We start from the raw sequence: 18387 nt of genomic DNA on the forward strand, positions 1-18387 counted from the left end.
TTACGACTGCTTCGCAGCCGGACGGGGATAAATCCCCTCGCCACAGTGCCCTGCGCGATAGCTGCTACGGGGCGGGAAAGTCAGAGTTTATTCAGGGGGATTTTCAGGTAGGTCACGCCGTTATCTTCCGCCGGCGGCAAATTCCCCGCCCGCACATTCACCTGGATTGCCGGCAGCAAGAGCGTCGGCATGCCCAACCCGGCATCACGCTGGGTGCGCATGGCGACGAACGCCGCTTCATCGATGCCGTCATGAACGTGAATGTTGTTTTTACGCTGCTCGCCCACCGTGGTCATGCAGCGGGATTCGCGGCCTTCGGGGGGGTAGTCGTGGCAGACGTACAGTCGGACGCTGGCGGGGAAGGCCAGCAGTTTGTGGATCGAGGCGAACATCTGGTGGGCGTTGCCGCCGGGGAAATCGCAACGGGCGGTGCCGACGTCGGGCATGAACAAGGTATCGCCCACCAGGATCACATCGCCGTCGATCAAATAAGCCATGTCAGCCGGTGTGTGGCCGGGCACATGCAGGGCGGTGGCCTTGAGGTGGCCGATCATGAACGATTCGTCCGGCGCGAACAGATGGTCGAATTGCGAACCGTCGCTGCGAAATTCCGGCTCAAGGTTGAACAGGGTCTTGAACACACCCTGGACCTTGCTGATCGACTGGCCGATGGCAATTTTGCCTCCCAGTTCCCGGCGCAGATACGGTGCGGCAGACAGGTGATCGGCATGGGCGTGGGTTTCCAGCAGCCATTGCACCTGCAGTTGATGTTCGCGCACGAAGGCGATGATCTTGTCGGCTTGCGTGGTAGCGGTGCGCCCGGCGGCGGGGTCGTAGTCGAGCACCGGGTCGACGATGGCGCATTGACTGCCAGCACCTTCGTAAATCACGTAGCTGTAGGTGGATGAGGCAGGGTCTAAAAAAGCTTCAATCAAGGCGGGCATGGTGGCCGTTTCTTTCAGGACAAGCCATGAGGGTAGTGTCATTTTCCCTGCGCTGACCAGCCCCGCGTTAATTGATGAAGGAAAAAATCCGCACGGGCTCTATCCTGTCAGTCATCGATACCGGGCGTCCCCGGCTTTTTTCGCGGATCACGAGCGTTTTATGTTGTTGGCAAGTTTCTTTGGGGTGGTGATGGGTCTGGTCCTTGGATTGACTGGGGCCGGTGGCGGCATTCTGGCAGTGCCGGCCTTGGTGCTGGGACTGGGTTTGACCATGACCCAGGCCGCGCCGGTGGCCTTGTTTGCGGTGGGCAGTGCGGCGGCGGTCGGGGCCATTGACGGTTTGCGCCATGGACTGGTGCGCTATCGCGCGGCGTTGCTGATTGCACTGCTGGGGGCGGTTTTTTCGCCGGTCGGCATCTACTTCGCCCATCAACTGCCGGAAAAAATCCTGATGATCCTGTTCAGCCTGCTGATGGTCATGGTGGCCTGGCGGATGCTGCGTCGCGAGCGTCAGGAAGAAGGCCCGAGCGACCATGGCCACGCCAACTGGGGCCAGAAAAACTGCATGCTCGATCAGCAGACCGGGCGTTTTTCCTGGACCGCCAAATGCACCGCGACCCTCGCGGCGCTGGGCGCAGTGACCGGTGTTGTCTCTGGCCTGCTCGGGGTTGGCGGCGGCTTCTTGATCGTCCCGGCCTTCAAACAACTGACCGATGTGCAGATGCGCGGCATCGTCGCCACGTCCTTGATGGTGATCAGCCTGATTTCGGCCATCGGCGTGATCGGCGCGTTTCATGCCGGGGTCAGGATTGATGCATTGGGTGCCGCATTCATCGTCGCCAGCGTGGTCGGCATGATTGTTGGCCGAAAGCTCTGCGCGCGCGTGCCGGCCCGAGCGCTGCAAATCGGTTTCGCCAGCATCTGTGTCGTAGTCGCCGCTTACATGCTGTTCCGGGCGGGCGTCTAGGAAGTACCGGTTCCTGTGGCCGCCAGTCTGCCGGACGGGCGTACGTCCTAAGTTTCGGGTCCTGGTGCGACCCGGTCTTACACCGAATTTGCCGCGCTTAACCTGCCACTCCAAAGCACTTCAAAACCGCCCCCAAGGCAGCGTATGCCGCCGCCGGTCACCTTTCGATAATCGCCTCCGACATCCAGTCCCCCGCTGCGGAGCGCGTCATGCCCAACAATAAGAACTTCAAGCATCGTTACTTGCCTGCCTTCATCGCCAGCCTGTCGACCCTTGGTTTGAGCTCAATGGCCTAGGCCGAGATCGTGCTGTACGACAAGGACCAGACCACATTCTCTACCGACGGCTACATCAACGCCTTCTACGTGAACAGCGATGTGGACCGTGCCGGCGACCAGTACGACCGGAAACAGGCGCGGGTGAAAATGGGCTATCTGCCCAACTATCTGGGTTTCAACATGGGCAAACAGGTCGATGACCTGAAGCTCGGTGCGCGGGCGTCGTTCTGGGTGACCATCAACGACAGCCAGACCAATGGCACCGACACCGCCATCGACGTGCGGCAGTTCTACGGCACCGTGGCCAATCCGGAGTGGGGCGAAGTGCTGATCGGCAAGGACTTCGGCCTGTTCGCCCGCTCCAACATTTTGCTTGATGAAATGCTCGCCGGTTACGGTCAGGTCAGCGATACCCTGGGGTTGGTGGACGGTGGCGGCGTGTCGTTCGGCAATATCGGCACGGGTTATCCGTACCCGTTCCCGACCTCGCAGATCACCTATCGCACCCCGGTGATGGAGGGGTTGCGGGTGGCCGTGGGGATTCTCGATCCGGTCGACACCAACGACAGCAGCCCGTTGGGCAAGGCCTATCAGGAGAACCCGCGTACCGAGAGCGAGGTCACCTATCAGTTCGACGTCGCCGGCGCGAAGATTTACAGCTGGGTCAACGGCAGCTACCAGACTTCCGACAATACCGACTCCACCGTTGAATCGGTCACCTCCAAAGGCGTCGGCTATGGCGTGCAGGCGAAGATGGGCGGGTTGTCGCTGACCGGCTCCGGGTTCCAGGCCAAGGGCATCAACCCGTTCTTCACCAACAACGCCGGCGAACCGACCTTGCGCAACGTCGACAGCGACGGCTACTTGCTGCAGGGCTCGTACAAACTGGGCAAGAATCGCCTGGCCTTGTCATATGGCAAGACCAACGATGACGGCAACGGCGTGGTCGGCAGCGGCGCGGATTATGAGACGCGCGGGATTGCGCTGTTCCATGACGTCAACGACAACCTCAAGCTCGTGGCCGAGTACAACCAGTTCGAAATCAACGGCCACGACACCAGCGCCCAGAACGAAGACACCGACACCTTTGCGGTGGGGGCGGTGTTGAACTGGTAACGGCTTGACAGAGATGACCTGTGGCGAGGGGACTTGTCCCCGTTGGGTCGCGAAGCGGCCCCCTTCGGTTGCGCATCGACCGCAGGGGGCCTGCTACGCAGTCCAACGGGGACAAGTCCCCTCGCCACAAGGGTTCGAACGTCACACTGAACTCATCCCATCGAAGCGCCTGACCGCTACCCAAGTAGCATACGTCGCAGCCCGCAAGCTTCGTACACTCGAGCCTCATACACGCGCACCTGCGGGGGGCGACCATGCAGCAGGTCCAGAGTGAAGGAGTGGTCAGCGGCATGTCCCAGGCCACCGATGCCCAACAAGTCGCTCAGGAGCTCGCGCGGCAGTTATTGCACCCGCACCTGGGCTTCGTGCTGTTCTTCTGTTCCGCCGAGTACGACTTGCAGGCGCTGGGCCAGGCCTTGCAACAGAGCTTCGGCGGCATTCGCCTGGTGGGTTGCACCAGCGCCGGGGAAATCACGCCGCTGGGTTACGGTCGCAACTGCGTGACGGCGGTGGGATTCGACCATCGGCATTTCTCCATCGACGCCGAACTGATCTGCGAGATGGAGCGCTTCAGCCTGATCGACGCCCAGCAAATGGTCGAGCGCCTGGTCAGTGGCTGTCGCAGCAACACCCTGGCGCCGATCAAGGGCAACAGCTTTGCCCTGACCTTGCTCGATGGTCTGTCCAGCCGTGAAGAGATGGTCCTCGCGGCGTTAAGCGCGGCGTTGGGTGACATCCCGCATTTCGGCGGTTCGGCCGGCGACGATAACTACCTGACTCACACCCACGTCTATTTCGGCGGCAAGTTTCACAGCGGCGCGGCGGTGGTGGTGCTGGTCAATACCTGGCTGGATTTCGAGGTGTTCACCACTCACCACATCTTGCCGAGGGCGGAAAAACTGGTGGTCACCGGGGCTGACAGCGCCTCGCGCCGGGTCTTTGAACTCAACGCCGAACCCGCCGCCGAGGAGTACGCCCGGCACATCGGCGTGCCGGTGGCCGAGCTCGACCACCGGGTCTTCGCCGCGCACCCGTTGGCGGTGCGGATCAACGAGCAGTATTACGTGCGGGCGATCCAGCAGGTGCATCCGGACCTGAGCCTGAGTTTTTACTGCGCTGTGGAAAACGGCATCGTCCTCACCGTCATGACCCCCGGCCCGATGCTGCCGAACCTGCAAACCTTGTTTGAAGGCTTGCAGGAGCGGCTTGGCGATCTGCTGCTGACCATCGGCTGCGACTGTTTTCTCAGGCGTCTGGAGCTGGAAGACGGCGGCGGCCTGGAGCAAATCGGTACGTTTTTGCGTGACCAACGGGTGATGGGTTTCAACACCTACGGAGAACAGTTCAATGGCATGCACATCAACCAGACCTTCACCGGGGTTGCCATTGCCCGAGGCCGGTCCCCTGGACATCGTTGAATTGCAGGCGCAGCTCGCCAGTCTGCGCCACGACAACCACAAACTGCAGCGCATCAACAGTGCGCTGATCGAACGGATCGAATCCGGCATTACCCGCGGCAACGACCCGTACGCGGCCTTCCAGCATTCGGTGGTGCTGGCCGAACAAGTGCGTGAGCGCACCGATGCCTTGAACCAGGCCATGGCCGAACTCAAGTCGGGCAATCACTTGCTCAGCGAAGCGCGCCTGCGGGCCGAGACGGCGCATCAGCATTTGATCGATGCCATCGAAAGTATTTCCGACGCCTTTGTGCTGTTCGATGCCGAGCAGCGCATCGTCTTGTTCAACAGCCGCTTCAAGGCGTTCTGGGGGAACAGCCGGGTGCGGATCAACGCCGGCATGCGCCTGGCCGAGGTCAAGCGCCTGATGAGTTCCACCGGTTTGTTCACTGAAGAACCGCGCGGGCATGCCGACGAAAACCTGATCTATCGCCTGCAGAACGGCCGCTGGTTGCAGGTCAGCGAACGGCCGACCCAGGAAGGTGGGCGGGTGATCCTGTTCACCGATATTACCGACGTCAAACTCAGCGAAACCGTGCGCCGCGAGCAGGCGGTGGCGCAGAAATCCCACTTGTTGCAACGGGCGGTCGATAACCTGTCTCAAGGGGTGGCGATGGTCAACGCCGAGGGCATTCTGGAGTTGTGGAACCGTCGTTTCCTCGAGCTCAGCGGACTGGCCCCGGTGGCGGCCCATCGGCCGTTTGCCGAAGTGATCGCCGACAGCGAATTGAACCTGCTGACCCCGGCGAGTCGCGATGCCAACGGGCGGTCCGTGCAGGAATGCGAGCAGCGTCTTTACGATGGTCGGGTGCTGGAAATCCGCACCCATCCGCTGCCTACCGGCGGTTTCGTCAACACGTTCACTGACATTACCGAACGCTACCAACACGCCGAAGCACTGAGCGAAAGCGAGCGCTGGATTCGCCTGATCACCGACCATGTGCCGGCGCTGATCGCCTACCTCAATGCCGATCTGGTCTATGAGTTCACCAACAAAGTCTACGAAGAATGGTACTGCTGGCCTCGCGGCGTAATGCTCGGACAGAGCCTGCGCGAGGTCCACAGCGAGCAGCATTACCAGCGCCTCGAAGCCTACGTGGCCCGGGCCTTGGCCGGTGAGAGCGTGACGTTCGAGTTCGCCGAAACCAACATCAATAATCAGGAACGCTACATGCTGCGTTCCTACGTGCCCAATCGCCTGGCCACTGGGGAAGTGGTGGGGATTTTCGTGTTGATCCGCGACATCACCGAACGACGTCGCACGGCCGAGGCGCTGCATCAGGCTTATCAAAATCTCGAGTTGCGGGTACGCGAACGCACCACCGAACTGACCACCCTCAACGACCAATTGCTGCGGGAAATCGACGAGCGTCGGCGTGTGGAATCGCGCTTGCGCGAAGCCAAACTGGAGGCCGAGCAGGCCAACCTGTCGAAAACCAAGTTTCTTGCCGCCGTGAGTCACGACCTGCTGCAACCGCTCAACGCGGCGCGACTGTTTACCAGCGCTTTGCTGGAACGCCGCGAGCCGGTGGCCAATGCGATTCTGGTGCGCAATGTCAGCAATTCCCTGGAAGACGTGGAAAACCTGTTGTGCACGCTGGTGGATATTTCCAAACTCGATGCGGGAGTGATAAAGGCCGACATCGCACCGTTCGCCTTGAGCGAACTGCTGGAAAACCTCGCCGCCGAGTACACCCAGGTGGCCCGCAGTGAAGGGCTTGAGCTGCATTTCATCCCGTGTTCGGCGTTAGTGCGCAGCGACATCCAGTTGCTGGCGCGGATCCTGCGCAATCTGCTGAGCAACGCCATTCGCTACACCTACAGCGGTCGGGTGGTGCTCGGGTGTCGGCGTCATCATCAGCGGTTGACGATCGAGGTCTGGGACAGCGGCATGGGCATTGCCGAAAATCGGCTTGAAGAGATTTTCCAGGAGTTCAAGCGCGGCGATGTGCAGCGCCCGGATCAGGACCGTGGGTTGGGTCTGGGGCTGGCGATTGTCGAGAAGATTGCCGGGATTCTCGGTCACCGGATTCACGTGCGTTCGTGGCCGGGCAAGGGCTCGATGTTTTCCGTCGAAGTGCCGTTGAGCGCCACCGCCCCGACGGCGCAACCGGCGCTGCTGATGAGTGAGCCGATGCTGGAGCGTCTGCGCGGTGCGCGGGTGTGGGTGCTGGATAACGACGCGGCGATCTGCGCGGGCATGCGCACGTTGCTGGAAGGGTGGGGATGTCGAGTGGTGACGGCGCTGTCGGAGCAAGACCTGGCGCGGCAGGTGGACAACTATCATGAAGAAGCCGACTTGCTGATCGCCGACTATCACTTGGATGACGATCAGAACGGCGTCGATGCCGTCGCCCGGATCAACGCCCGGCGCGGTTCAGCGATCCCGGCGATGATGATTACTGCCAACTACAGCAATGAGCTCAAGCAGCAGATTCGTGAGTTGGGGCATACGTTGATGCACAAGCCTGTACGGCCGATGAAGCTGAAGACGGCGATGAGTCATTTGCTTGGGCCATCCCGTTAATCCCTCCGGACACTGAATCTGTGGCGAGGGAGCTTGCTCCCGTCCGGCTGCGAAGCAGTCGTAAATCAGGCAACTCGGTCTATCTGGAAGTTTGAAGGGGGCCGCTTCGCGGCCCAACGGGAGCAAGCTCCCTCGCCACAGGGATCAGGGGAACCCCAACATTCAACGCCGCAGGTAAGACCCGAAATCAATATCCCCGGCACTCAAGATCGCCTGCACCCGATTGTGCACGTTGAGTTTGCGCAGGATCGCCGAGACATGCGCCTTGACTGTAGTTTCGGCGATTTCCAGGGTGTAGGCGATCTGCTTGTTCGATTCACCCTTGGTCATGCGTTCGAGCACCAGCAATTGCTTGCGGGTCAAGGCCTGGAGCAATTCTGGCGGGAAGCTCGGGTTGTCATTCATGCGCCGGTGGGTGCCGCATTTTTGTGTGCGGATGATGTCCGGCGGCAAGTACACGTTGCCATTGAGAATCTGCTGGATGGCCTCGGTCATTTGCACGCGGGGTGAGGATTTGGTGATGAACCCCACCGCGCCATAGGTGATGGCTTGCAGCACGATCTGCTTGTCCTGCTCGGCCGAGACGATCACCACCGGAATGGTCGGCGCTTCGTTGCGCAGGTTGATCAGGCCGTTGAGGCCGTGCATGCCGGGCATGTTCAGGTCGAGCAGGATCAGGTCCAGGTCGTCGTGTTCCTGCGTCAGCAGCAGGGCGCTGTCCAGGTCAGCGGTTTCCATGACCTCGCTGCCCGGAAAGCCATCGCTGATGACGTTATGGATGGCTTCGCGAAACAGCGGGTGATCGTCGGCAATCAGAATTTTGTACATAGCCTTTCACCTCATTATTTTCATTATGGTGTGGCAACAACACTCACGCGTAAAGCTCAGGGGAAGGGCTCGGGCTGGGCGGGCGTCACGGGCAGATTGGCTGCCTGCCAGGCGTCCAGGCCGTCGCGATACCAATACAGTGTCTTATAGCCCATGGCGGCGGCGCGTTTGACGGCATTCCAGCTCAGCCAGCAGTCGGATCGGCAGTAGAAGACCAGCGGTTGCGCCAGGTCTCCTGCGGTCAATGTGTTCAGGTTACGCGCAAAATAGCCCTGCCAGTCAGCTGTCAGGTCGCCGTCGCCGGTATTGGCCAGCCAATGGCTGCCGGGCAGGTTCTCGTGGGGCTGGTCTTCGATGAAACGGCCTTGAAGCCATTGGCGACGGTAGACGTCGATCAGCACCGGGCGCGGTGTCTGGGTGAGCAGGGTTTGCAGGGCGGCGGTGTCGATGATGGCCGCGCCTTGCAGCTGATTTGGAGTCGGGCTGCGATAAAGATTGATGCGATAGCCGTCGGCAGAAAACAGCGGTGTCTCGGCGTGCGCGGCGCCCAGCAACAGGCTCAGCGACAGCGCAGCAAGGGAAGGGCACAACAGACGACGTTGGGCACGCGGCATGGGGGTTCAATCCTTATAGTTATGAACCCATTACATGCCAGTCTCGGTGCATTGGGAATGCGACGATAGACAGGAAAACCAGTACTAAAGTAGTAATTTCCCCCTGTCTGTCCAACACAAATCCCCACAGGGGGATTTGTGTTGTTAGCTGGTTTTGCGCAGGGCGGCGTGTTGTGGGTTGAAGGTGAGTACGGCCAGCAGGGCGAATACCAGGGTCAGCCCCACGCACACTGCCAGCGCCAGCGGATTGAAGCGCTCATACAAGGCAAACCGCACCAGCTCCACTGCGTGGGTAAACGGGTTCAATGCGCACAGCCAGTACAACCACTCGCTGGACTCGCGCATTTTCCACAGCGGATACAACGCCGATGACATAAAAAACAGCGGGAAGATCACGAAATTCATCACCCCGGCAAAGTTCTCCAATTGGCGGATCGCATTGGACAGCAGCAGACCCAAGGCGCTGAGCATCAACGCCACCAGTAGCAACGCCGGCAAGGCGATCAGCAACCCCATGGCCGGCGGCTGCACGCCATACACCCAGGCAATCGCCAGGAAGGCATACACCTGCAACAACGAAATCAGCGACGTGGCCAACAACTTGCTGCACAGCAGGAAAGTCCGGGGCAGGGGGCTGGTCAGCAGCACGCGCATGCTGCCCATCTCCCGGTCGTAGACCATCGACAACGAACCTTGCATGCCGTTGAACAGCAGGATCATGCAAGCAAGGCCAGGGATGATGTAGACCTCATAAGGAATGTAAGTGTCGTAGGGCTCGATGATCGCGATCCCCAGCGCTGCGCGAAACCCGGCGGCGAACACCAGCAACCACAACAACGGCCGCACCAGCGCACTGAGAAACCGCGTGCGTTGCAGCACAAAACGCAGCCATTCACGCAGCACGATGCCGCTGAAGCATTGCCAATAAGCATTCATCTGGCGGCTCCTGATGTGGTCAGGCGGGTGAAGGCCGAACCAAGGTCGCCACCATGTTCCTGGCTCAAGGCCTCAGCCTGACCGCTGGCGACCAAGCGTCCTTGATGGAGAATCAGCAAGTCATCGCTGGGCTGCACTTCATCCAGCAAATGGGTGGTCCAGAGCACGCTGATGTTCTGCTCGCGGCAAAGGCCGCGAATATGTTGATTGAGCGCCAGACGGCTGGCCGGATCGAGGCCGACACTGGCCTCGTCGAGCAACAACAGGCGTGGCTCATGCAACAAGGCGCGGGCGATTTCCACCCGGCGACGGTGACCGCCATTGAGTTCACGCACCCGCTCGCGACGGCGTTCGGTCAAGGCCTGGCGCGCCAGTTCGGCGTCGACCCGCAGACCGGTCTGGCGCCGGGACATGCCATGCAACGCGGCGTGATAGCGTAGGTTCTGCTCGACGCTGAGGTCCAGGTCCAGCGTGCTTTGCTGGAACACCACGCCCAATTGCTTGAGTGCCGGGCGCGCCGCATTGCGCAACGAACAACCGCCGACCCGGATGTCACCGCGCTGCACATCATAGAGCCGGGTCAACAACGCAATCAGCGTGGATTTTCCCGCGCCATTGGGCCCCAGCAGCGCCGCGAAACGCCCCGGCGCCAGGTTGAAACTCACCTGCCGCAATGCCTCCCGCGCGCCATAGGCAAAACTCAGCTCGCTGACTTCCAGTGCGTTCATGGCGTCACCACCACGCCCCACGGATAGCGTCCGACCTTCACCGATTTGGTCACCTTGAGGTTGTCGACATCAATCACCGACACATCGCCGCTGACGCCGTTGGTGGCCAGCAGTTGCTTCTGATCCGGGGTAAACGACATCTGCCACACGCGGCGGCCGACCAGCAGGTAATCAAGCACTTCAAAGGTCTTGGCATCGACCACCGCCACATGGTTGGCCGGACCGAGCGCGACGAAACCGTACTTGCCGTCGGCGCTGAGCTTGATGCCCACAGGCTGGACCTTGTCTGGGTGCACGCCCTTGATCTGGAAGGTCAAGGTCTTGAGGACCTGCCGGGTGGCGACATCGAGAATGGTCACCGTGCCGCCGATCTCCGCCGAGGCCCAGAGCTTGGAACCATCAGGGGCGAACTCGACGAAACGCGGTCGCTGATCCACCAGCGTGCTGTCGGCCAGGGTCTGGGTGCTGGTGTCGATCCAGTGCAGCATGTTGGTGGTTTCGCTGGTGTTCACCGCCCACTTGCCGTCGGGGCTGACGGCCATGCCTTCGGGTTCGACGCCGACGTTGATCTGGCTCAAGACCTTGGAGGTTTCGGTGTCGATCACGGTGACCAGCGCATCGTCTTCGTTGGAGACGTAGAGCCAGCGATTGTTAGGGTGCAGGGCGAACTGCTCGGGGTCTTTGCCCGAGGGCAACTCCTTGATGATCTTGCGCGTGGCAACGTCCATCACCTGGACCCGATCCGAGTCGCTGGCGCAGATGTACAGCAGCTTGTTGTCGTGGGACAGCAGCAAACCGCGCGGGCGCTGGCCGACGGGCAGGGTGTCGGTGACTTGCAGGGTCTGCAGGTCGATCAGGCTCAGGCTGTTGTCTTTTTCGTTGGAGACCCAGGCGGTGCTGGCCGCGACGTGCCCGGCGGCGAGCAGCAGGGCGCAAGAAAGCAGGGTGCGGCGCATGGCGGATTCCTTTTTTGTTGTCGTTGTTGTGAAGAACCGGATCAGGGAAAGCGGCAGCTGACCTCGGGCTTGTCGTAGCCGAGGCTGTCCATCTCGTTGAAGGGGTGCAGGAAACCGTCCTGCGGCGACGTGCTGACCAGCGCCCGGGGCTGGACGATGGGAATCGGTTGACGCAACTGACCGTTCCACGGCCGATAGCTGAGCTTGCGACCCTTGAAACCGTCCAGCGGCAGTTGATCGCTGATTTCCAGAGCACGGATCGCCATCGGATCGACCTGACGCAATTTGCTCACGGCACTGGCGATGCTGCGCACGGCGATCCAGGACGCGAAATCGCGGTCATTCATCCAGCGCCCGGCCAGCGCTTCGAAGCGTTTCTGCAATTGCGCGGCGCCGTAGGTTTCCACGGTTTTGTGCCAGCCCACCGGGGTCAGGCCCTGAGTGCCGGCGACCGGCCGTGGGTACCAGGTCTGGTAAGGCACGTATTCGCCAAAGTCGCCGCGTTCGTCCGCGACCAGCACCACGTCGTACTCGGCGGTCTGGGTGAACAGCGGCATGTCGGCCTGGGCGCTGCGACGTTGGTCGTTGTCGAAGCTCCAGGCCTTTTCCGCCACCAGTTTCAAGCCGAAGCGTTTGGCGGCGCGGCGCAGGGCGGCGGCGTAGGCCTGATCGTCCGGGGTCGGGCCGACGATCAGCAGCGCCCGCTGCCATTTGCGCACCACCAGAAATTGCGCCAGCGCATCGGCGAGCATCGCCCGGCTCGGCAGGCTGTGCAGCACGTTCGGCAGGCAGTCGGTGGTGCGCAGGCTGTCATCCGGGCTGCCGGCGTTAAACAGCAGACTGTCGGGCAGCACGGCGCTGAGCCTACGCAGACTCTCGACCGGTGCATTCACCACAAACAGGCGCAGACCTTGCGCATGCTGGGCCTTGGCCGCTGCGATCAGGGCGTCCGCGCTGTCGGCGTTGACGCTGACAAGGCTGTAACTCTGGTTGAGAAAACGCCCGGTGCTGTTGCTGTCGGTGATCGCCAGTTCGGCGCCGCGAAGTCCTGCATCGACCGGATCGGGAATCACGTTCGACAGCAACGGGCCGGGGTCAGGTCGAAAGCCCAGGTAGCCGATTTGCACCTGCAATGGCGCATCGGCCGCCTGGCTCTGGGTCGCCAGCCCGGCGGCGCAGGCAATCGCCAGCAGGTAGATCAAGGCGTAAGGGGCAAGCTGGCGCATTTCGGCACTCCATTACAGGTAGCGCCAGCATAGGAAGCCTGCGAGGCAGAATGAAATATGCAGAAAGTACCAGTCAGGCAGTACCAAGGTAGTAGCTCGCCCGGGACGGCGCGGTTTTAGCATGGGCAATAACGGCCATCACACAGGAGGAGATCGACCATGCGAATTCTCAAAGCATTGCTCCTGCCGTTGCTGTTGATCCTGACCCTGATCGGCGTCGACAAGCTGCACGGCCCGCGTCCGGCGCCGTTGCTGGTCTTGCCCGCGACACCGGCGCACTAAGCGTGTCGGCCCTGTGGCGGATCAACCTTTGGGTGTGCGGATTGTTCGCCCTGGTCACGCTGGCGTGCATGGGTTTGCTGGTGCACCAGGCCCTGGCGGACGTGGAGCGTGAGCTGCAATCCGCCGAAGCGGTGGTCGAATATTTGAGCGAATCCGCCGAGCGTGATCCCGCCAGTTTGCAGCCACGGTTGACCGGTAGCCTGCGGCATGTGCGGGTGCGCTGGCTGGAACCCGGCGAAGCGGCACGGCTGCCGGTTCAGGACGGGCTCGATGGGTGGCTCGGGCGTCTGTTGTTCGCCGAAGCCCGGCACAGTGCGCGGGTCCTGGATTTGCGCGATGGCCGGCGCGTACAGATCGCAGTCGATCCCCGGGATGAGATCGACGAAGTCTGGGATTCATTGCAGCAATTGCTGGGCCTGTGTGGCCTCGCCTTGATCTTGAGTCTGCTCACCATCCGCTGGGCTGTACGCCGAGGCATGGGTTTGCTCGATGAATTGCTGCGCGCGTTGCAGCAAGTCTCGGGTGGCCAGCTCAAGGTGCGATTGCGCGCGGAAGGCGTACCGGAGGCTCGGCAACTGGCGGTGCATTTCAATCGCATGACGGAGGCGTTGGAACAGGCCCGCGCCGACAATACGCATCTGACCCGGACGCTGTTGGCGGTGCAGGAACAGGAGCGCACTCATCTGGCGCAGACCCTGCACGATGATCTCGGCCAGTACCTGGCCGGCATACGCGCACAGGCCTGTCTGTTGCGGCTGGTGGCGGATCAACCCGTGGTAGTCGAACGCACGGTGCGCGAGCTGGAACACAATTGCGAACACCTGCAGCAGGGCTTTCGGGCGCTGGTGCACGACCTCTATCCGGTGGTGTTGCACCACTTGCCGCTGGCGGAAGCCCTCGGCTTGCTGGTGGAGCAATGGCAGGCGCGCCAGGGCATCGATTGCCAGTTGCGGGTCAGCGCGCAGTTGCCGGCGTTGTCCGCGTCGAACAAAACCCATCTCTATCGCCTGTTGCAGGAGTCGCTGACCAATATCGCCCGGCACGCCGACGCGACTCAGGTTCGGGTTCGCCTGCAACATCGCGGTGCGCATCTGCGCTTGTTGATCCGCGATAACGGACGCGGCGCAGCGCAGCCACAGCGGCCCGGCGTCGGTTTGTATTCGATGTTCGAACGCGCCCGCAGCCTCGGCGGCGAATTGCGGATCATCAGCCACCCCGGCGCCGGCTGGGCGCTGGCCTTGAGCATGCCTTTGGAGGCGACATGAATATTCTGCTGGTCGATGACCATGCGGTGGTCCGTCAGGGCTATGCGAGTTTGTTGCGGGCATTGTTGCCGGCGATGGAGGTGCGTGAAGCGGCCACGGGGGAGGAGGCGCTGACGCGGGTTCAGGAAGCCGTGCCGAACCTGGTGATCATGGATTTCGGTTTGCCGGGGATCAGCGGGCTGGAAACCACCCGGCGTTTGCGTCAGCGACTTCCGCAACTGAGGGTACTGTTTTTCAGCATGCACGATGAGCTGCCGCTGGTGCGTCAGGCACTGGATGCCGGGGCTTCGGGCTACTTGACCAAAAGCTCGGCGCCGCAAGTGCTGATCGAGGCGGTGCAACGGATCCTCGCCGGCCACGCCTACATTGAACAGCCGCTGGCCACCCAACTGGCGTGCCACCCGCAACAGGACGCCAGCGACCCCCGGTTGCAGAGCATGACCCAGCGCGAACTGGAGATCTTCGTGATGCTTGCCAAAGGTACCCCGGCACGCTTGATTGCCGAGCAGTTGAGCATCAGCAGCAAAACCGTCTCCAACCACCTGACCTTGCTCAAGAGCAAATTGCAGGTCACGTCCCATGCCGAGCTGGTGCATTTGGGGATTGATATGGGGGTGGTGCGGGTCGCCAGCTGACTTGGTAGCCCGGGCAACGAATTTCTAATGTGGGAGCGGGCTTGCTCGCGAAGAGGGCCTCACATCCAACATTAATGTCGACTGATACTCCGCCTTCGCGAGCAAGCCCGCTCCCACAGGGGGTTTGTGTGCATTCAGTTCATTTGTTCCAAGTCGTCGGGCAACCGGTGCAGCCCTCCATATTGGCATCCTGAAAATTCGCATAGTGCTGCCGTGAACCGCTGAGGTTGGCCTGCTCCAGATTGCTTTCGCCCAACTTGGCTTCTTGCAGGTTGGCATCGCTGAGATTGGCGCCCTTGAGATCTGCCTTGCTCAACCAGGTCATCTCCAAATCGGCAGCCCGCAGATTGGCGTTGTGCAATTTCGCACCGGAGAGGCGGGCGAATTGCAGGAAGGCGCCGCTGAGGTTGGCGTCCTGGAATTGCGCGCCTTGGGCAAACATGCCCCAGCCCTGGATCGCCATCAGCGTCGCACCAGTGAAATCAGCCAGGCGCAAGTTGCTCTGTTGCAGGCTGGCGCGGGTCAGGTTGGCACCTTGCAGTTGCGCTTTTTCCAGGTTGGCGAGGTCGAGTCGGGCGTGCCGCAGGTCGGCATCGCGCAGGTCGGCGCCGCTGAGGTTCATGTTGCGCAGGTCCTGATTGCTCAGGTTCGCGCCTTTGAGATTGGCGCCGGGGCATTGGCTGTGATCGGCGATGGTGCAGCCGTTGATGATGAGTGGGGAGTCGTCGTCGGCGAAAACCGGAAGGGCGGCGAGCAATAGCAGTAGAGGCAGATATTTCATGGCAAGTCCTCGAAAGGTGGAGGGCAGCTGGATACACACAAAATCTGTGGCTAACTGAGTTCCTGTGGCGAGGGGGTTTACCCCCGTTCGGCTGCGCAGCAGTCGTTAATCCAGGCAACTCGGTCTCCCTGGAGAATGCAGGGGGCCGCTTCGCGACCCAACGGGGGTAAACCCCCTCGCCACAGAAAGCGTCCTGAACACAGGCAAGCCCCCTGTGAGCACAGGGGGCGAGCAGATTACTTCTGCGCAGTCTTGTTGTCCCAACTCGGAATCTTGAACACCCAGAACGACCCGCCCTGAGCCACCGGTTTGGTCAATTCAGCCATGTCACCGCCCCACAACGGCACCGCGCCGCCATAACCGACGGTCACGCCGACGTACTGCTCGCCATCCTGTTCCCAGGTGATCGGCGGCGAGACGATGCCGCTGCCGGTCTGGAACTTCCACAGCTGCGCGCCGGTTTTCGCGTCGAAGGCCTTGAGGAAACCGTCGCCGGTGCCGGTAAATACCAGATTGCCTTTGGTGGCCAATACGCCGGCCCACAGCGGCAGCGCTTCCTTGTGCTCCCAAATCACTTTGCCGGTGGTCGGGTTCATGGCGCGCAAGGAGCCGACGTGGTCGTCGTACATGCGCTTGATGCGGAAACCCATGCCCAGATAGGCCGAGCCTTTCTTGTAGTTGACCTCTTCAGTCCAGTACTCCTCTTTCCACTGATTGCCCGGAATGTAGAACAGCCCGGTGTCCTGGCTGTACGCCATCGGGTTCCAGTTCTTGCCACCGAGGAACGGCGGCGACACTTCCACCGACTTGCCCTTGGTCTCGCCCGGTAGTGGCTTGGCCGGACGCTGGCCTGGGTTCTCAACCGGTTTGCCGGTCTTGAGGTCGATGTGGCTGGCCCAGGTGATGTTGTCGACGAAGGGGAAGGCGTTCTGCAATTTGCCGTTGTTTCGGTCCACCACGTAGAAGAAACCGTTGCGGTCCGCATGGCCGGTGGCCTTGATCGTTTTGCCGTCCTTGTCCTTGTAATCGAACAGCACCAGCTCGTTATTGCCGGAGAAATCCCAGGCATCGTTTGGCGTGTGCTGGTAGAACCATTTCACCTCACCGGTGCTCGGGTCGACGCCGACCTGGCCGGAGGTGTAGAGGCTGTCGTAGTCGTGGGGATTGCCGTCCTTGGACGTGCGCGCCCAGGTATTCCACGGGCCAGGGTTGCCGGCGCCGACGATGATGGTGTTGGTTTCCGGATCGAAACTCGCGCTCTGCCAAGGGGCACCGCCGCCGTGGCTCCAGGCTTCGACCTTGCCGGTTTCGGTGGTCGGATCATCCGGCCAGGACGGCGCCTTGACGTCGCCGGTGGTGGTGCTGTCCTTGCCGTTCAAGCGACCCATGTGGCCTTCGACGAAAGGCCGCATCCACACTTCTTCACCGGTGTCGGGGTCGCGAGCGAAGAGCTGCCCGACCACGCCGAACTCATCGCCGGAGCTGCCGTGAATCAGAAGGACTTTGCCGGTGGTCTTGTCTTTGATCAGCACCGGGGCGCCGGTCATGGTGTAGCCGGCGGCGTGGTCGCCGAACTTCTTGTTCCACACCACTTTGCCGGTGTTCTTGTCCAGGGCGACCAGGCGCGCGTCGAGGGTGCCGAAGTAGATCTTGTCGCCAAAGATCGCCGCACCGCGATTGACCACGTCGCAGCACGGACGAATGTTGTCCGGCAGGCGATGGTTGTAGGTCCACAGGCGCTTGCCGGTCTTGGCGTCCAGGGCGAATACCCGTGAGTACGAACCGGTGACGTAGACCACGCCGTCGCTGACGATGGCCTGGGATTCCTGGCCACGCTGCTTTTCATCGCCGAACGAGTAGGACCAGGCCGGCGTCAGTTTGAACACGTTCTTGTCGTTGACCTGGGCCAACGGGCTCCAGCGCTGGGCGTTGGTGCCCATGCCGTATTGCAGCACGTCCTTGGTGGTCAGGTGATCATTGGCAATGTCTTCCCATGTCACGTTGCGGGTGGGCGTGGCGGGAGCCGTCGCGGCATAACTTGCCGCGCTCAGCGACAGGCTGCTGACCAGCAGAAAAGCCTGCACGGCGAGGGTCAAAGGGGAAAGGGCGGGTAGCGATCTTATTGTCATGGTTGCAGTTCCCAGTGGAGGTTTTGGCCTGCACAGGGTGGTGCGCCCAGCGTGGTGGCGGATACGGAAAAAGTCCCGCTGTTGCCGGGATAACTTCCCGTGCGGCACCTGAATTGGGTGTGCGCCACAAGCCCTACTACCAAGGGACTAGACGGCGGCCACCAAAGCAGCATGGGGATTGTGCGAAGGCCGTACCAAGATGGGTGCCATAGCCTCTTCAAAGAGGTTTTGCGTGCAATCTTGAGGGCATAACAATGACAACAAAACGCAACGCCTTGCTCGTTGCCGGACTGCTGGCCGGTTTTATCAGTGCAGGCTCCGTCTGGGCCCATGGCAACGTGGTACCTCAGGCCATAGAAACCAAGGGACTGACCCCGATCAAGGAAGCCGGCTTGCAGGTGGATGCCGATGGTTGGGCGGCGGTGAACCCGTATCGCACCTCCCCGGAACACGATAAGGCTGTGGAAATCGGCTCTTCGGCCTACAACCAGAACTGTGCGGCCTGTCATGGCCTGGAAGCCAAGTCCGGCGGCATCGCCCCCGATCTGCGCATGCTCGATGTGGGCGAAGCGGGGGATGAATGGTTCGTCGAGCGCGTGCGCAACGGAGCCGTGCGCGATGGCCGGGTGTACATGCCGAAGATGGCTGATTACCTGAGTCAGGAAGCCTTGTGGGCCGTGCGCACTTACCTGGACAGTGTTCACGTCGAGGAGTAATC

16 protein-coding genes and 1 pseudogene are annotated in these 18387 nt (G+C 61.4%); 8 read left to right on the plus strand and 9 right to left on the minus strand.

What is annotated here, in order from left to right:
- Positions 1-80: 80 nt before the first annotated feature.
- Positions 81-944: an MBL fold metallo-hydrolase gene (locus DJ564_RS13975; RefSeq protein WP_109630222.1), complete on the minus strand. Its 864-nt coding sequence runs from the start codon at positions 942-944 to the stop codon at positions 81-83.
- Positions 945-1104: 160 nt separating this feature from the next.
- Between DJ564_RS13975 and DJ564_RS13980 the strand changes: the two genes are divergently transcribed.
- From DJ564_RS13980 to nahK, 4 genes and pseudogenes are all read left to right on the plus strand, one after another.
- Positions 1105-1911 (plus strand): sulfite exporter TauE/SafE family protein, encoded by an 807-nt coding sequence (locus DJ564_RS13980; RefSeq protein ID WP_109630224.1) that lies wholly within the window; start codon positions 1105-1107, stop codon positions 1909-1911.
- A gap of 209 nt (positions 1912-2120) precedes the next feature.
- Positions 2121-3305: pseudogene (locus DJ564_RS13985) on the plus strand (porin).
- 254 nt (positions 3306-3559) lie between these two features.
- A complete protein-coding gene (gene nosP / locus DJ564_RS13990) occupies positions 3560-4723 on the plus strand; it encodes a nitric oxide-sensing protein NosP (protein ID WP_109630227.1) in 1164 nt (387 codons plus the stop codon).
- Positions 4692-7289 (plus strand): hybrid sensor histidine kinase/response regulator NahK/ErcS', encoded by a 2598-nt coding sequence (gene nahK / locus DJ564_RS13995; protein ID WP_109630229.1) that lies wholly within the window; start codon positions 4692-4694, stop codon positions 7287-7289. The genes nosP and nahK overlap by 32 nt, the downstream gene beginning before the upstream one ends.
- A 162-nt stretch (positions 7290-7451) precedes the next feature.
- Here nahK and DJ564_RS14000 read toward each other — a convergent pair whose 3' ends face one another.
- From DJ564_RS14000 to DJ564_RS14025, 6 genes are all read right to left on the minus strand, one after another.
- Positions 7452-8117: a response regulator transcription factor gene (locus DJ564_RS14000; protein ID WP_094471953.1), complete on the minus strand. Its 666-nt coding sequence runs from the start codon at positions 8115-8117 to the stop codon at positions 7452-7454.
- Between the two features lie 56 nt (positions 8118-8173).
- A complete protein-coding gene (locus DJ564_RS14005) occupies positions 8174-8731 on the minus strand; it encodes a PQQ-dependent catabolism-associated CXXCW motif protein (RefSeq protein WP_109630232.1) in 558 nt (185 codons plus the stop codon).
- Positions 8732-8875: 144 nt separating this feature from the next.
- Complete coding sequence (locus DJ564_RS14010) at positions 8876-9667, minus strand: ABC transporter permease (RefSeq protein WP_109630233.1); 792 nt, start codon at positions 9665-9667, stop codon at positions 8876-8878.
- Complete coding sequence (locus DJ564_RS14015; RefSeq protein WP_109630237.1) at positions 9664-10395, minus strand: ABC transporter ATP-binding protein; 732 nt, start codon at positions 10393-10395, stop codon at positions 9664-9666. Before DJ564_RS14015 ends, DJ564_RS14010 begins: the two co-directional genes overlap by 4 nt.
- Positions 10392-11351: a YVTN family beta-propeller repeat protein gene (locus DJ564_RS14020; RefSeq protein WP_109630239.1), complete on the minus strand. Its 960-nt coding sequence runs from the start codon at positions 11349-11351 to the stop codon at positions 10392-10394. Before DJ564_RS14020 ends, DJ564_RS14015 begins: the two co-directional genes overlap by 4 nt.
- A gap of 41 nt (positions 11352-11392) precedes the next feature.
- A complete protein-coding gene (locus DJ564_RS14025; RefSeq protein WP_109630242.1) occupies positions 11393-12577 on the minus strand; it encodes an ABC transporter substrate-binding protein in 1185 nt (394 codons plus the stop codon).
- A 159-nt stretch (positions 12578-12736) separates the two neighbouring features.
- On the opposite strand from DJ564_RS14025, the gene DJ564_RS32390 reads away from it, so the two are divergent.
- From DJ564_RS32390 to DJ564_RS14035, 3 genes are read left to right on the plus strand one after another with little or no spacing between them, the layout of a single operon-like run.
- Entirely contained in the window at positions 12737-12859 is a 123-nt protein-coding gene (locus DJ564_RS32390) for a hypothetical protein (RefSeq protein ID WP_256597502.1), read from the plus strand.
- 2 nt (positions 12860-12861) lie between these two features.
- Positions 12862-14124: a sensor histidine kinase gene (locus tag DJ564_RS14030; RefSeq protein ID WP_109630244.1), complete on the plus strand. Its 1263-nt coding sequence runs from the start codon at positions 12862-12864 to the stop codon at positions 14122-14124.
- Entirely contained in the window at positions 14121-14759 is a 639-nt protein-coding gene (locus DJ564_RS14035; protein ID WP_109630247.1) for a response regulator transcription factor, read from the plus strand. Before DJ564_RS14030 ends, DJ564_RS14035 begins: the two co-directional genes overlap by 4 nt.
- Before the next feature lie 139 nt (positions 14760-14898).
- Here DJ564_RS14035 and DJ564_RS14045 read toward each other — a convergent pair whose 3' ends face one another.
- The gene (locus DJ564_RS14045) at positions 14899-15540 is read right to left on the minus strand and encodes a pentapeptide repeat-containing protein (RefSeq protein ID WP_109630250.1); all 642 of its coding nucleotides are present in this window, start codon (positions 15538-15540) and stop codon (positions 14899-14901) included.
- A 236-nt stretch (positions 15541-15776) separates the two neighbouring features.
- Positions 15777-17669: a quinoprotein ethanol dehydrogenase gene (gene exaA, locus DJ564_RS14050; RefSeq protein ID WP_109630253.1), complete on the minus strand. Its 1893-nt coding sequence runs from the start codon at positions 17667-17669 to the stop codon at positions 15777-15779.
- A gap of 254 nt (positions 17670-17923) precedes the next feature.
- On the opposite strand from exaA, the gene pedF reads away from it, so the two are divergent.
- Positions 17924-18385, plus strand: a complete 462-nt coding sequence (pedF, locus tag DJ564_RS14055) for a cytochrome c-550 PedF (protein ID WP_109630255.1) — start codon at positions 17924-17926, stop codon at positions 18383-18385.
- The last annotated feature ends 2 nt before the right edge of the window (positions 18386-18387 follow it).

The organism is Pseudomonas sp. 31-12 (genome assembly GCF_003151075.1).
Taxonomy (GTDB): domain Bacteria; phylum Pseudomonadota; class Gammaproteobacteria; order Pseudomonadales; family Pseudomonadaceae; genus Aquipseudomonas.

Bases quoted from the DNA above. Each gene is read 5' to 3' on its own strand.
- DJ564_RS13975 (WP_109630222.1), bottom strand. From the start codon at position 944: ATGCCCGCCTTGATTGAAGCTTTTTTAGACCCTGCCTCATCCACCTAC.
- DJ564_RS13980 (WP_109630224.1), top strand. From the start codon at position 1,105: ATGTTGTTGGCAAGTTTCTTTGGGGTGGTGATGGGTCTGGTCCTTGGA.
- nosP (WP_109630227.1), top strand. From the start codon at position 3,560: ATGCAGCAGGTCCAGAGTGAAGGAGTGGTCAGCGGCATGTCCCAGGCC.
- DJ564_RS14000 (WP_094471953.1), bottom strand. From the start codon at position 8,117: ATGTACAAAATTCTGATTGCCGACGATCACCCGCTGTTTCGCGAAGCC.
- DJ564_RS14005 (WP_109630232.1), bottom strand. From the start codon at position 8,731: ATGCCGCGTGCCCAACGTCGTCTGTTGTGCCCTTCCCTTGCTGCGCTG.
- DJ564_RS14010 (WP_109630233.1), bottom strand. From the start codon at position 9,667: ATGAATGCTTATTGGCAATGCTTCAGCGGCATCGTGCTGCGTGAATGG.
- DJ564_RS14015 (WP_109630237.1), bottom strand. From the start codon at position 10,395: ATGAACGCACTGGAAGTCAGCGAGCTGAGTTTTGCCTATGGCGCGCGG.
- DJ564_RS14020 (WP_109630239.1), bottom strand. From the start codon at position 11,351: ATGCGCCGCACCCTGCTTTCTTGCGCCCTGCTGCTCGCCGCCGGGCAC.
- DJ564_RS14025 (WP_109630242.1), bottom strand. From the start codon at position 12,577: ATGCGCCAGCTTGCCCCTTACGCCTTGATCTACCTGCTGGCGATTGCC.
- DJ564_RS32390 (WP_256597502.1), top strand. From the start codon at position 12,737: ATGCGAATTCTCAAAGCATTGCTCCTGCCGTTGCTGTTGATCCTGACC.
- DJ564_RS14035 (WP_109630247.1), top strand. From the start codon at position 14,121: ATGAATATTCTGCTGGTCGATGACCATGCGGTGGTCCGTCAGGGCTAT.
- DJ564_RS14045 (WP_109630250.1), bottom strand. From the start codon at position 15,540: ATGAAATATCTGCCTCTACTGCTATTGCTCGCCGCCCTTCCGGTTTTC.
- exaA (WP_109630253.1), bottom strand. From the start codon at position 17,669: ATGACAATAAGATCGCTACCCGCCCTTTCCCCTTTGACCCTCGCCGTG.
- pedF (WP_109630255.1), top strand. From the start codon at position 17,924: ATGACAACAAAACGCAACGCCTTGCTCGTTGCCGGACTGCTGGCCGGT.